The following is a 12,531-nucleotide window of genomic DNA, read 5'->3' as shown; positions in this document are numbered from 1 at the left end:
CGGCAGATCGCCTTTCGTTCTCAGCTATGCGCCAGGATGGCGAGCAGGAGCAGCGCGATGATGTTGGTGATCTTGATCGCCGGGTTCACGGCGGGGCCTGCCGTGTCCTTGTAGGGGTCGCCGACGGTGTCGCCGGTGACCGAGGCCTTGTGCGCCTCCGAGCCCTTGAGATGGCGCACGCCGTCCTTGTCGACGAAGCCGTCCTCGAAGCTCTTCTTGGCGTTATCCCAGGCGCCGCCGCCCGACGTCATCGAGATCGCGACGAAGATGCCGGTGACGATCACGCCCATCAGCATGGCGCCGACGGCGGCGAAGGCCTGGTTCTTGCCGGCGATGGCGTTGATGACGAAGAAGGTCACGACCGGCGCGAGCACCGGCAGTAGCGAGGGAACGATCATTTCCTTGATCGCCGCCCGGGTCAGCATGTCGACGGCGCGGCCGTAATCGGGCCGGTCCGTGCCTTCCATGATGCCGGGCTTTTCCTTGAACTGCCGGCGGACTTCCTCGACCACCGACCCCGCCGCCTTGCCGACCGCGGTCATGCTCATGCCGCCGAAGAGGAACGGGATCAGGCCGCCGAGCAGCAGGCCGACGACGACGTAAGGGTTCGACAAAGTGAAGTCGACGGTGACGCCCTTGAAGTACTGGAAGGTCGTCGAGCCCGCCTTGTTGGCCTCCGCCACGAAGAAGTTGAGGTCCGAGGTGTAGGCGGCGAACAGCACCAGCGCGCCGAGGCCGGCGGAACCGATCGCATAGCCCTTGGTGATCGCTTTGGTGGTGTTGCCGACCGCGTCGAGCGCGTCGGTGGAGTGGCGGACCTCCTTGGGCAGGCCGGCCATCTCGGCGATGCCGCCGGCATTGTCGGTGACCGGCCCGAATGCGTCGAGCGCGACGACGACGCCGGCCAGCGCCAGCATGGCGGTGGTGGCGATGGCGATGCCGAACAGGCCGGCGAGGCCATAGGCGACGATAATGCCGGCGATGATCACGATGGTCGGCAGCGCCGTCGATTCCAAGGAGACCGCGAGGCCCTGGATGACATTGGTGCCGTGGCCGGTGACCGAGGCCTGGGCGATCGAGACGACCGGGCGCTTGCCGGTGCCGGTGTAGTATTCGGTGATCACGACGATCAGCAGCGTGACCGCAAGGCCGACCAGCGCGCAGCCGAAGAGGGCGCCCGAGGTGAAGGTCGCGCCCTGCCCCGTGGTGAAGGAGGCCGAGAAGCCACCGAACATCAGGTAGTTGACCGCGGCGATGGCGCCGACCGAGAGCACGCCCGCGGCGATGAAGCCCTTGTAGAGCGCGCCCATGATCGACTGGTTGGCGCCGAGCTTGACGAAGAAGGTGCCGATGATCGAGGTGACGACGCAGGCCGCGCCGATGGCCATCGGGTAGAGCATCATCGTGCCCAGCGCGGGCTGGCCGGCGAAGAAGATCGCGGCGAGCACCATGGTGGCGACCAGCGTCACCGCATAGGTCTCGAACAGGTCGGCCGCCATGCCGGCGCAGTCACCGACATTGTCGCCGACATTGTCGGCGATTGTCGCCGGATTGCGCGGATCGTCCTCGGGAATGCCGGCCTCGACCTTGCCGACCAGGTCGGCGCCGACATCGGCGCCCTTGGTGAAGATGCCGCCGCCGAGCCGGGCGAAGATCGAGATCAGCGAGGCGCCGAAGCCGAGCGCCACGAGCGAGTCGATGACGACGCGGCTTGAGGGCGCGAAGCCCTGCATCCCCGTCAGGAAACCGTAATAGCCGGCGACGCCGAGCAGAGCGAGGCCGGCGACCAGCATGCCGGTGACCGCGCCGGCCTTGAAGGCGACGTCGAGGCCCTCGCCGAGCGACTGCATCGCGGCTTGCGCAGTGCGGACATTGGCGCGGACGGAGACGTTCATGCCGATGAAGCCGGCGACGCCCGAAAGCACCGCGCCGATCAGGAAGCCGATGCCGACATAGGCGCCGAGCAGCCAGGTCAGCCCGAGGAAGAGCACGACGCCGACCATGCCGATCGTCAGATACTGGCGCTTGAGGTAAGCCTGCGCGCCTTCCGCCACCGCGCCGGAAATCTCCTGCATGCGCTGGCTGCCGGCATCGCGTTTCATCACGTCGCCATAGGCCCATAAGCCGTAGACGATCGATAACGCACTCAAGACGATGATGATGAGCAAGGCCGACATCGAATTTCCTATCCCTGAGATTTCGTCATCCGGGGCAGGACACCCCGACGGAGCCGGTTTTCCGGTTCTTCAAACGCAAGGAACGGCGCTGTCGGCCTGACAAAGAATCAGGCCTGCAGCGCCGATCACGAGTGTCGGGCGGGATTGTTGCCCAGTTTCCGCCGGAATCGCAAACGGATCGGCTGACAATTTTGAAGGGATGTCAGGGCCCTTCACTTGCGCGGGTACAATCGCTTATAATGTGTACGTCGTGCACATTCGCCGAGGCTACTATGACAACGACCACCATGACGATCCGCCTGCCGGAAGAGGTCAAGGACAAGCTCGGCCGGCTGGCACAGGCGACGCGGCGTACGCCCTCTTTCCTCGCTGGCGAGGCGATCGCCGCCTATGTCGCCCGCGAAGCGGCGATCGTCGAAGGGATCGAGCAGGGTATCGACGATCTGAAAGCCGGGCGCCTCGTCGAGCATGAGACAGCGATGGCGAGGATCTCGGGCAGCATCGACAAGGCCGGCAACGGCAAGCGTTGATGCGCTCCCTCCTGTGGTCGGCCGCGGCGCTCGACGATTTCGAGAATGCCATCGCGCGGATTGCAGCCGACGATCGGGAAGCCGCCCGGCGGGTAGCCGCAGCGATCGACCGCGCCGCACGCCTGCTGGCGGAGCGCCCGATCGGCCGGCCGGGGCGCGTCACCGGCACCTATGAGAAGACGGTGTCCGGGCTGCCGTGGATCATCGCCTATACCCTCGACGGTGACAGGCTCGTCGTGCTGCGCGTGATCCACAGTGCCCGCGACTGGCCGAAGGAGGGCTGGCCCGGTTGAGTCTCAGCCGGCACCGGCGGCCGGCCGCTTGCCCAGCGCCTGCCACGCGACCAGCGCCAAAGCGACCGCGACCGGCGGGAAGACCAGCCAGTTGACGCTGTCCCAGCCGCCGGCGCTGAGCAGGCCGCCGGAGGAGAAGGAGGCGATCGCGACCGAGCCGAAGACGAGGAAGTCGTTGGCCGCCTGGACCTTGACCCGTTCCTCGGGGCGGTAGCAGTCGGTCACCAAAGCGGTCGCGCCGATGAAGCCGAAATTCCAGCCGACGCCGAGCAGGACGAGCGCGATCCAGAAATGCGCCACGCTGAGGCCAGACAGGCCGACCACCGCCGCGAGTGCGGTCAGAACCAGGCCGGCGGTGGTGAGCTTCTCCTTGCCGAAGCGGGCGATCAGGCGGCCGGTGAAGAAGCTCGGCGCGAACATGGCGAGCACATGCCACTGGATGCCGAGCGCTGCTTCTCCCACCGAATGACCGCACGCGACCATGGCGAGCGGCGCCGCGGTCATGACGAAGCTCATCAGCCCATAAGTGACGAGCGCGGCGATCACCGAGGCGATGAACTTCGGCTGGCGCATGATCTCAGGCAGCGGCCGGCCGCCGCTGGACTTCGCCTGCGTCACCGGCGGAGCACGCAGCGCCAGAACGACGCCGATGGCGATGAGCGCAAGTACACCCTGCGCCAGGAAGCTCGCGGCGAAGGGCGCGGTCGGCGTCAGGTCGCGCGTCCAGTAGACCGATTGCGGCCCGATCACCGCCGCCGCCAGACCGCCGATCATCACCCAGGAGATGGCGCGCGGCTTGAAGGTGTCGCTCGCCGTGTCGGCAGCGGCGAAGCGGTAGCTCTGGACATAGGAACCGTAGAGCCCGCACAGGAAGGTGCCGAGGCAGAACAGCCAGAACAGGCGCTCGGCCACCCCGGTCGCGGCGATGGCAGCGCCGAACGCGCCGATCAGCGCGCCGATCACATAGCCGCTGCGACGGCCGAGCCGGCGCATCATGAACGCGGCGGGGATGACGCCGGCGGCGAGGCCGAGCTGCATCAGGCTGACCGGGACGGTGGCGAAGGCCTGATTCTTGACCAGTTGCGAGCCGACGATGCCGCCGAGCGAGATCACGATCGCCGGGCTCGCGCCGCCAAGCGCCTGGGCGCCGGCAAGCACCAGCGCATTGCGCTTGGCGAGCGCATCGCCGTCCATCACCGGAACATGCTGGTTCATCGCAGCCGCCGCCCTTCGCGGCCGTGCGGCCGCCTTCTAAAAATGAGCGAAGGAGCCGCGCTGGAATTCTCTCGGCCGGCCCGCTTCGGTATAGCGCACGCTGCCCACATCGGCGGTGACGCGCCCGATGCGCGCCAAGCCGAGCCCCACCGCCTCGGCAGCGGCAGCCAGAGAAGGAAATTCTCCTTCGGGGATCGTACAGAGAATTTCGTAGTCGTCGCCGCCAGTCCAGGCCAGTTCCGCGAGCGCAGGATCGGCCATGACGGCAGCGCGGGCCGCAGGCGAGAGCGGCAGCGCGTCGAGATCGATCTCGGCACCCGCCTTCGAGGCCGCCAGCAGCTTGGCGAGATCGCCGACCAGGCCGTCCGAAATATCCATCGCGGCCGAGGCATGGGCCTGCAGGGCGGCGGCGAGCGCGGTGCGCGGCTGCGGATGCAGATAGCGGTCGGCCAGGAAGGCGCGGTCAGCTTCCGAGAGCCTGCCGACCCAGGCAGGCCGATCCGGCCCATGCGCCTTCAGCCCGAGCGCGCCGTCGCCGACCGTACCGGTGACGGCGACGACATCACCCGGTTTCGCGCCGGAGCGCAGCACCATGCGGCCGGCCGGAACGCTGCCGAAGGCGGTGATCGAGAGCGTCAGCGGGCCGGTCGTCGAGACGGTGTCGCCGCCGATCAGCGGGCAGGAGCCCTCGCCCGCCATGGCGGCGAGCCCCTGGGCGAAGCCTGCTAGCCACTCTTCCGTCCAGCCCCTCGGCAAAGCGAGCGTCAATACGAAGCCGTCGGGCCTGGCGCCCTTGGCGGCGAGATCCGACAGGTTGACGGCGAGCGCCTTGCGTCCGATCGAAGCCGGCGGATCGTCGGCGAAGAAGTGCACGCCGGCGACGAGCGCGTCCGCCGTGACCACGACCTCATAGCCGCGGGCCGGGCGCAGCAGGGCGGCATCATCGACGAGCCCAAGCCCGGCACGCCCAGCGATCGGCGCGAAATAGCGGGCTATCAGCTCGAATTCGCCGGGAGACTGAGGTCCGGCCACGGCGCCGCTCACGCTGCCGGCGCGTCGAATTCCTCGGCGCGGACGTCGCGGGCCATTCTATCGAGCACCGCATTGACCATGCCGACCTCCTCGCCCTCGTAGAAGGAGCGGGCGACCGCGACATATTCCGAGATCACGGCGCGGGCCGGCACGTCCTTGCGGAAGGCGAGCTCATAGGCGCCGGCGCGCAGGATGGCGCGCACCACCGCCTCGACGCGCTTCAGCGGCCAGCCGGAGGCGAGGAGATCGTCGACCGAGCGGTCGACCAGGCGCTGCTCGCGCACGACGCCACCGAGCAAATCGCGAAAGAAGGCGATCTCGGCCTTGGGGAGCTCGATGTCTTCGACCTCCTTGCCGATCCAGAAGGCCTCGAACTCGGCCATGGCCTCGACCACGCCGCGCCCGCCGACCTCCATCTCGTAGAGCGCCTGCACGGCCGAGAGCCGCGCGCCGCGGCGCATCTCGGATCGGCTCATTTCGACTCCTCCGCCAGCGAGCGCTTGTAGCGCAGCACCGCGAGCGCAGCTTCTGCCGCGCCGCCGCCCTTGTCCATCTCGCTGCGGTTGGCACGGGCCCAGGCCTGGGCCTCGTTCTCGACGGTGAGGATGCCGTTGCCGAGCGGCAGGGCGAAGGCGACGGAGAGGTCCATCAGCGCTCGCGAGCTCTCGCCGGCGACGATGTCGTAATGGCCGGTCTCGCCGCGGATGACGGTGCCGAGCGCGACGACGGCCTCATAAGGATCGACCGCCTCGTCGGCGGCGCGCAGGCCGATGACGATGGCGGAGGGGATTTCGAGCGCGCCGGGCACGGTCACGACATCGACGCGGCAACCGGCCTTCTCGAGCACGGCGGTGGCGCCGGCGAGGAGCTCGTCGGCGAGCCCATCATAGAAGCGGGCCTCGACCACGAGCACGCGGGCGCCATCGAGTGGAGTGACCGAAACGGCCGATGATTGCCGGGGTCCGGCCATGGTGACATTCCTCGTCTGGGATTGAGGACGCTGGTTAGCCGCCCGGGCGCGCCTCCGCAAGCCGCGCGGCATACCTGGCCATCAGATCGACCTCGACATGGACGCCGTCTCCCTTGCGACGCTCGCCCCAGGTGGTCACGCTGAAGGAATGCGGGATCAGCAGCACGGTGAAGACATCGTCCTCCACGGTGTTGACGGTCAGCGATGTGCCGTCGAGGCAGATCGAGCCCTTGGCGGCGATGAAGCGGGCAAGCCCCTGCGGCGCGCGGATATGGAAGCGCGCGGTCGCGCCCCAGGGCTCGCTCGGATCGGGCGCGATCTCGTCGATCTTCAGGATGGTGCCGACGCCGTCGACATGGCCGGTGACGAGATGACCACCGAGCTCGTCGCCCATCTTCAGCGAACGTTCGAGGTTGATCTTCGTACCGGGCGCCCATTCGGCGACCCTCGTCTTGGCCAGGGTCTCGGCCGCGGTCTCGACCTGGAAGGTGCAGCCCGCCTCACCGTCCTCGCGCGGCTTGAGCGCCGTCACGGTCAGGCAGACGCCGGCGCAGGCGATCGAGGCGCCGAGCTCGATGCCGGCAGCTTCCCACGGGCAGGCGATGTCGAACTGCTTCAGGCTCGGGCCCTTGGTCTGCGCGCGGGTGACGGTGCCGATGGCAGTGACGATGCCGGTGAACATCAGGCGATCCTTGTAAAGACTTCGAAGCCGTCGCAGCCGATCTGCCCGGCTGCGCTGACGGCGTAGATTTCGGGATCGGCAAGCAGCGCCGCAAGCCCCGGCCGGACGGCGACGATACCCTCGGCGCCAAGCCGCTTCGGCGACGTCGAGATGATGACCTCGTCGGCGAGGCCCCGCAGCGCCAATTGCTCGCCGACCGTCGGACCGCCTTCCGAGAAGACGCGGGTGATGCCGCGGGTCGCCAGCAGGCGCAGGGCCTCGGCGAGATCGAGATGGCCATCGGCGCCACGCGAGACGCGCATGACCTCGACACCGGCGGCGACGAGCCTCTCCTCGGCGGCGACCGGTGCATTCTCGGCGGCGATCACCCAGAGCGGCACGGTCGCCGCGCCCTGAACCAGCTTGGCTTCGAGCGGCAGGCGGAGCGAGGAATCGAGCACGACGCGGATCGGCGAGCGGATCTCCATCCCCGGCAGGCGCACGGTCAGCAGCGGATCGTCGGCGAGGACGCTGCCGATGCCGAGCATGATCGCATCATGGCTGGCGCGCAGGCGATGCACCCATTCGCCCGATTCCGGGCAGGAGATGGCGAGGCGTGACCCCCCTGCCCCGCCGGCAAAGCCATCGGCGGTGCGCGCGACCTTGAAGGTCACCATCGGCCGGCCTTGCGTCACCCGCAGCACATGGCCGCGATGGCTGCGCTGCGCCTGATCTTCGAGCACGCCGGTGACGACCTCGACGCCCGCCATGCGCAGCAGGGCATGACCGAGGCCGGCGATCTGCGGGTTGGGATCGGCCATGGCCGAGACGACGCGCCTGACGCCGGCGAGCAAGGTGCGCTCGACGCAAGGCGTGCCGCCGCGGACGGTGCGATGCGAGCAGGGCTCGAGCGTGACGTAAAGCGTGCCGCCGCTCGCAGCCGCACCAGCCTGCTCGAAGGCCATCGCCTCGCCATGCGGGCGGCCGCCCGGCTGCGTATGCCCCTCGCCGACGAGCACCGGACCGTCCGGGCCATCACGCACCACCACGGCGCCGACGCTCGGATTCGGCCAGGTCCGGCCGAGCCCGCGCGCGCCGAGCTCCAGCGCCCGCGCCATGAAGGCGCGGTCGATCGCGTCCTGGTCAGGCATCGTCGCGAGCGGGGGCAGGCTTGGTGCCGGGCTCGATCTCGTCGCCGCCGAGCTGGCCGAGCAGTTCCTCGAAATCGCGGGCCTCGCGGAAATTCCGGTAGACCGAGGCGAAGCGGACATAGGCGACGTCGTCGAGCGACTTCAGACCCTCCATCACCAGCTCGCCGATGGTCGAGCTTTGAATCTCGCCTTCTCCGGAGCTTTCCAGCTGGCGGACGATGCCGTTGACCATGCGCTCGATCCGCTCGGGCGCGACCGGGCGCTTGCGCAGCGCCACCTCGATCGAGGTCTGCAGCTTGTCGCGGTCGAAGGCGGTGCGCCGGCCCGAGCGCTTGACCACGGTGAGCTCGCGCAACTGCACGCGCTCGAAGGTCGTGAAGCGGCCGCCGCAATCGGGGCAGACGCGCCGACGCCGGATCGAGGCGTGATCGTCGGTCGGCCGCGAATCCTTCACCTGGGTGTCGAGGGAACCGCAATAGGGACAGCGCATGGCGGGCTTTCAGACGGGTTGAGCTTCAGCCCCGGCCTCGTCGGCCACGGCTGCGGCAAGATTGGCGCTCGACCAGGACGGCCAGCCGGTGCCGGCAAAGTCGCGATCATGCGACCAGATATCGGCGTCATAGGTCCAGGCAAGCGCAAGGATATGCGCGTCATTGATGCTGCCGTTGCGCGAGCCGACGGCGCGCCGAAGGCTCTGCGCAGCGGCGCCAAGCCCATCGTTGTAGCGGACCTCTTCGACCATTTCGATCGCTTCGAGGATCTCGTTCGCGATCTCGATCAGGATCGGAGTGTCCGGCGCGAGCCGAGACAGCACATGCCTGACTTCCAGCGCAGCTCCTGACGAGATCACCAGCGCGCGCCGGGCGCCAATCTGCTCCAGGAGCGGCCGGGCCCGAAAACCGAGCACGGCACTCAGGATGATGTTCGCATCGACGACGAGCGTCTCCGAAGGCTTGCGCATCAATCGTCGCGTTCGCCGAGGAAGCGCTCGAGCCGCAGCTTCGTCTCGGGCGACAGCGCCGCATGATATGCGTCGGCGCGCTTCAGCGCGGCGGAGATCCGTGCGGTATCGGGTCGCTTGACCGGCACCAGCAGCCCAACCGTCGCCGAGCCGCTCTTGATCGGAACGGGATGCGGCAGGGCCTGGATGGCGCCCGCCGACATCTTCTGGAGTTCGCGCATGGTCACGCTCTGACGGCTCATATCGGCCTCCTTGCCGACATGTATGTAAACCCGTAGGGCGGCCTATTCAAGCCGCCCCTCAGAGCTCGCGTCCTCAATAGATCGGGAAGCGCGCGGTCAGCTCGTGGGCCTTGGTCTTGACCGCCTGCTCGACGGCGGCGTTGCCCTCGTCGCCACTGGCGGCGAGGCCGTCCAGCACCTCGGCGATCAGCTCGCCGACCTTCTTGAACTCGGCGACGCCGAAGCCGCGCGAGGTCGCTGCCGGGGTGCCCAGGCGGATGCCGGAGGTGACCATCGGCTTCTCCGGGTCGAAGGGGATGCCGTTCTTGTTGCAGGTGATGTGAGCGCGCCCGAGCGCGGCCTCGGCCGCTTTGCCGGTGACCTTCTTCGAGCGCAGGTCGACCAGCATCAGATGGTTGTCGGTACCGCCGGTGACGAGGTCGAAGCCCTTCGACTTCAACGTCTCGGCCAGCGCCTTGGCGTTGGCGACGACGGCGTGGGCATAGGTCTTGAACTCAGGCTGCAGCGCCTCGTGGAACGAGACGGCCTTGGCGGCGATGACGTGCATCAGCGGGCCACCCTGCAGGCCAGGGAACACGGCCGAGTTGATCTTCTTGGCGATCGCCTCGTCATTGGTCAGCACCATGCCGCCGCGCGGGCCGCGCAGGGTCTTGTGGGTGGTGGTGGTGACGACATGGGCGTGCGGGAACGGCGAGGGATGGGCGCCGCCGGCGACGAGCCCGGCGAAATGGGCGATATCGACCATGAAATAGGCGCCGACCTTGTCGGCGATCTCGCGGAAGCGGGCGAAATCCCAGTGACGGGCATAGGCCGAACCGCCGGCCACGATGATCTTCGGCTTGTTCTCGATCGCGAGGCGCTCCATCGCGTCATAGTCAATCAGTTGATCGACGACGCAGACGCCATAAGGCACGACCTTGAACCACTTGCCGGACTGGTTGACCGGGGCGCCATGGGTGAGGTGACCGCCGGCGGCGAGGTCGAGGCCCATGAAGGTATCGCCCGGCTGCATCAGCGCCATGAACACGGCCTGGTTGGCCTGCGAGCCGGAATTCGGCTGGACGTTGGCGAACTGGCAGTCGAACAGGCGGCAGGCGCGCTCGATCGCGAGCTTCTCGGCGATATCGACGAACTGGCAGCCACCATAATAACGCCGGCCCGGATAGCCCTCGGCGTATTTGTTGGTCATCACCGAGCCTTGAGCCTCGAGCACCGCCTGCGAGACGATGTTCTCCGAAGCGATCAGCTCGATCTCGTCGCGCTGGCGACCGAGCTCCAGCTCGATGGCGCGGGCGATCTCGGGATCGACATCGGCAAGACCGGCGCCGAAGAAGGAGTTGGAGAGGTGCTTGTCGCGCGCGGCGTCGGTCATGTCCGGCTCCTGAAAAATGCAGCGGCCGATCGCGGCCGATCCCCGCGCGGTCCCTATCACGCAGAGTGAGGCTGTCCAAGCGCTAGATGGACGCGGCTAATGAGCCTTCACCGCGCCCCGGATCGGACCGACGAGCGATAGACGAGCTTTCTGCGCGCAGCCGCCTGCATCAGCTTGCGGAAGCTCGGGCATTCCAGATGGCTCGGAGCCGGGCAATCGGCGACATGGCGCAGGATATCCCGCAGCGTCCGCAGCTCGGCCATCTGGCGCTGCAACTCGTCCGCCTTGTCGCGCAGCTGGTCGCGCGGGATGTCGGGCCGACCATCGCGCCCGAACATTCCGGCGATCTTCTCCAGCGAAAAGCCGGCCGCCTTGCCCATGGCGATCAGCGACAACTTCAGCAGCACGTCGGCATCGAACTGCCGCCTCAGGCCCCGTCGCCAGAGCGAGGCAATCAGGCCGATCTCCTCGTAATAGCGCAAGGTCGAGGGCGCGACACCCGAGCGCTCGGAGACCTCTCCAATGTCCAGAACAGGCATGCTTGACCTCAAGTCGACTTGAATTCGTACGCTCTGCCGAACGCATTATTTCGGCAAGAGGTTCATCATGGAAGCTGTTCATGTTTCGAGGCAAATTCCCGTCTGGCAGGATCGGCGCGCCATCGCCCTGCTGCTGGCGGCATCGCTCACCACCATGGCGAACGCGACGATCGCTCCGGCGCTGCCCGGGCTGGAACGACTGTTCACGGACGATCCCGATTCCGCGTTGCTGACGCGGCTGCTCGTACCCGCGCCTTCGCTCAGCGTCGCGATCGTTGCCCCGCTCGCCGGGGTCGCAGCCGACCGGATCGGACGACGCCCGCTGCTGCTCTTCGGCGTGATCCTGTTCGTGCTCTCTGGCTGCGCCGGGCTCGTCCTGCCCGACCTGCAGACGATCTTCATGAGCCGCCTCATGCTGGGCATCGCCGTCGCCCTGATCATGACGGCGCAGACGGCGCTGATCGGCGACTATTTCACTGTCGACACCCGCAATGCGTTGAGCGGCCTGCAGATCTCGGCCCGCAATCTCGGCGGCCTCGTCTTCATCCTGATCGCCGGGTGGGTCGCGACGCTTTCACCGCGCCTGCCCTTCGCGATCTATGGGCTGGCGGCCGTCTTTCTGCCGCTGATGTGGCTGGTGATCTTCGATCCGCCGCGGCAACTGCCAGCGGCCAGCGTGAGCCTGGCGAGCGATCGCGACGATGACCGATCCTGGCGGCTGCCTCTCACCCTGTTGGTCCTGCTGCAAGGCGCAACCAACATGATCTTCTTCATCATGCCGACGCAGCTGTCTTTCTTCCTGGATGCGCAAGGCTATGACAGCGCGATCATGACCGGTGTGGCGCTAGGCATGCTGATGCTGTCGGGCGGCGGCTTCGCCCTGCTCTATGCGCGTTTCCAGCGCGCCGTCGGCTATGCCGGCATTTTCGCGCTGGGCTATGGTGCGATGGCGCTCGGCTTCCTGCTGCTGGTGGCCGCGTCGACCACCCTGTCGATCTTCGCAGCCCTCGCCGCGATCGGCGCTGGTTATGCATTGGTCTCGCCAAGCTTCGTCGCGCTGGCCCTCAATTTTGCCCCGCCGCAGAAACGCGGGCTAGCCGGCGGCATCCTCACTGCCTCGATCTTCATCGGCCAGTTCTGCTCGCCACTCGCCAGCACGCCGCTGATCGCGGGATACGGCTACGTCCCTCTCCTTTGCGGCACGGCTGCCCTGCTCACCATCATGACGATGATCGCCGTGCTGGCGGGTGGCGCGAACCGCCTGCGCAAGCAATAGTGCGGCGATATGGAACGCGGCGTAGCGCCCGCTTTCCTCTATTCAGCGGTACAAGCCGGCCGACTCGTCGTCGAGCGGCGCAGCCGCCGGCCGCAATCGAACCGACATCGCG

At 67.7% G+C, this 12,531-nt stretch carries 14 protein-coding genes and 1 pseudogene; 3 read left to right on the top strand and 12 right to left on the bottom strand.

Annotation, left to right across the window (positions count from 1 at the left end):
* Nucleotides 1–20 precede the first annotated feature (20 nt).
* Nucleotides 21–2,177: a sodium-translocating pyrophosphatase gene (locus tag ACFPOB_RS23130; RefSeq protein ID WP_377800730.1), complete on the bottom strand. Its 2,157-nt coding sequence runs from the start codon at nucleotides 2,175–2,177 to the stop codon at nucleotides 21–23.
* Nucleotides 2,178–2,449: 272 nt separating this feature from the next.
* Here ACFPOB_RS23130 and ACFPOB_RS23125 point away from each other — a divergent pair, with 272 nt between their 5' ends.
* Nucleotides 2,450–2,707 carry a CopG family ribbon-helix-helix protein gene (locus ACFPOB_RS23125; RefSeq protein WP_092158675.1) on the top strand — a complete coding sequence of 86 codons (258 nt, stop codon included), beginning with the start codon at nucleotides 2,450–2,452 and terminating at the stop codon, nucleotides 2,705–2,707.
* On the top strand, nucleotides 2,704–3,000 hold the full coding sequence (locus ACFPOB_RS23120; protein WP_377800729.1) for a type II toxin-antitoxin system RelE/ParE family toxin: 297 nt from the start codon (nucleotides 2,704–2,706) through the stop codon (nucleotides 2,998–3,000). Before ACFPOB_RS23125 ends, ACFPOB_RS23120 begins: the two co-directional genes overlap by 4 nt.
* A 3-nt stretch (nucleotides 3,001–3,003) precedes the next feature.
* Here ACFPOB_RS23120 and ACFPOB_RS23115 read toward each other — a convergent pair whose 3' ends face one another.
* The 11 genes and pseudogenes from ACFPOB_RS23115 to ACFPOB_RS23065 all read right to left on the bottom strand — a co-directional run bounded on the left by ACFPOB_RS23115 (nucleotide 3,004) and on the right by ACFPOB_RS23065 (nucleotide 11,143).
* Nucleotides 3,004–4,215 carry an MFS transporter gene (locus ACFPOB_RS23115; protein WP_465248452.1) on the bottom strand — a complete coding sequence of 404 codons (1,212 nt, stop codon included), beginning with the start codon at nucleotides 4,213–4,215 and terminating at the stop codon, nucleotides 3,004–3,006.
* 36 nt (nucleotides 4,216–4,251) lie between these two features.
* On the bottom strand, nucleotides 4,252–5,247 hold the full coding sequence (gene thiL, locus ACFPOB_RS23110) for a thiamine-phosphate kinase (RefSeq protein ID WP_377800728.1): 996 nt from the start codon (nucleotides 5,245–5,247) through the stop codon (nucleotides 4,252–4,254).
* A gap of 8 nt (nucleotides 5,248–5,255) precedes the next feature.
* Entirely contained in the window at nucleotides 5,256–5,723 is a 468-nt protein-coding gene (gene nusB, locus ACFPOB_RS23105; protein WP_377800727.1) for a transcription antitermination factor NusB, read from the bottom strand.
* Nucleotides 5,720–6,217, bottom strand: a complete 498-nt coding sequence (gene ribH / locus ACFPOB_RS23100; protein WP_377800726.1) for a 6,7-dimethyl-8-ribityllumazine synthase — start codon at nucleotides 6,215–6,217, stop codon at nucleotides 5,720–5,722. The genes nusB and ribH overlap by 4 nt, the downstream gene beginning before the upstream one ends.
* A 34-nt stretch (nucleotides 6,218–6,251) precedes the next feature.
* Nucleotides 6,252–6,899: a riboflavin synthase gene (locus ACFPOB_RS23095; RefSeq protein WP_377800725.1), complete on the bottom strand. Its 648-nt coding sequence runs from the start codon at nucleotides 6,897–6,899 to the stop codon at nucleotides 6,252–6,254.
* Nucleotides 6,899–7,996 (bottom strand): bifunctional diaminohydroxyphosphoribosylaminopyrimidine deaminase/5-amino-6-(5-phosphoribosylamino)uracil reductase RibD, encoded by a 1,098-nt coding sequence (gene ribD / locus ACFPOB_RS23090; RefSeq protein ID WP_377800804.1) that lies wholly within the window; start codon nucleotides 7,994–7,996, stop codon nucleotides 6,899–6,901. The genes ACFPOB_RS23095 and ribD overlap by 1 nt, the downstream gene beginning before the upstream one ends.
* Nucleotides 7,914–8,519, bottom strand: a pseudogene (gene nrdR / locus ACFPOB_RS23085) (transcriptional regulator NrdR). The gene ribD and the pseudogene nrdR overlap by 83 nt, the downstream one beginning before the upstream one ends.
* Before the next feature lie 9 nt (nucleotides 8,520–8,528).
* The gene (locus ACFPOB_RS23080) at nucleotides 8,529–8,990 is read right to left on the bottom strand and encodes a PIN domain-containing protein (protein ID WP_377800724.1); all 462 of its coding nucleotides are present in this window, start codon (nucleotides 8,988–8,990) and stop codon (nucleotides 8,529–8,531) included.
* Nucleotides 8,990–9,232: a hypothetical protein gene (locus ACFPOB_RS23075; RefSeq protein WP_377800723.1), complete on the bottom strand. Its 243-nt coding sequence runs from the start codon at nucleotides 9,230–9,232 to the stop codon at nucleotides 8,990–8,992. Before ACFPOB_RS23075 ends, ACFPOB_RS23080 begins: the two co-directional genes overlap by 1 nt.
* 73 nt (nucleotides 9,233–9,305) lie before the next feature.
* A complete protein-coding gene (glyA, locus tag ACFPOB_RS23070; protein ID WP_377800722.1) occupies nucleotides 9,306–10,604 on the bottom strand; it encodes a serine hydroxymethyltransferase in 1,299 nt (432 codons plus the stop codon).
* A gap of 107 nt (nucleotides 10,605–10,711) precedes the next feature.
* Complete coding sequence (locus ACFPOB_RS23065) at nucleotides 10,712–11,143, bottom strand: helix-turn-helix domain-containing protein (protein WP_377800721.1); 432 nt, start codon at nucleotides 11,141–11,143, stop codon at nucleotides 10,712–10,714.
* A gap of 67 nt (nucleotides 11,144–11,210) precedes the next feature.
* Here ACFPOB_RS23065 and ACFPOB_RS23060 point away from each other — a divergent pair, with 67 nt between their 5' ends.
* Nucleotides 11,211–12,419: an MFS transporter gene (locus ACFPOB_RS23060; RefSeq protein WP_377800720.1), complete on the top strand. Its 1,209-nt coding sequence runs from the start codon at nucleotides 11,211–11,213 to the stop codon at nucleotides 12,417–12,419.
* The last annotated feature ends 112 nt before the right edge of the window (nucleotides 12,420–12,531 follow it).

The sequence above is a fragment of the Allobosea eneae genome (assembly GCF_042657265.1).
GTDB classification, from domain to species: Bacteria; Pseudomonadota; Alphaproteobacteria; order Rhizobiales; family Beijerinckiaceae; genus Allobosea; species Allobosea eneae.
The sequence above is the reverse complement of the archived record's forward strand: the minus strand, read 5'-3'. Positions and strand labels throughout refer to the sequence as shown.